The sequence below is a fragment of the Shinella sp. M27 genome, from assembly GCF_049199905.1.
Classification (GTDB): Bacteria; Pseudomonadota; Alphaproteobacteria; order Rhizobiales; family Rhizobiaceae; genus Shinella.
This window is the reverse complement of sequence record NZ_JBLZPK010000085.1, coordinates 1-236: the sequence shown is the minus strand read 5'-3', so window position 1 is coordinate 236 and position 236 is coordinate 1. Positions and strand designations below refer to the sequence as shown.

At 64.8% G+C, this 236-nt stretch carries 1 pseudogene; it reads left to right on the top strand.

The window, feature by feature from the left end:
- Window positions 1–236, top strand: a pseudogene (locus tag ACOZK4_RS27190) (electron transfer flavoprotein subunit beta/FixA family protein); the annotation flags it as partial.

Here is a 236-nt window from a genome sequence, read left to right as displayed (position 1 = left end):
AGTCGGATGGTTCTGGCGTTGAGCTTGCGAATGTGAAGATGTCGATGAACCCGTTCGACGAAATCTCCGTGGAAGAGGCGCTGCGTCTGAAGGAGGCCGGCAAGGCTGAGGAAGTGGGCGTGGTTTCGATCGGTCCTGCGAAGGCCGAAGAGACGCTGCGCACCGCGCTCGCCATGGGCGCCGACCGCGCCGTGCTGGTCGAGACGGAAGACGCTGTCGAGCCGCTCGCCGTCGCC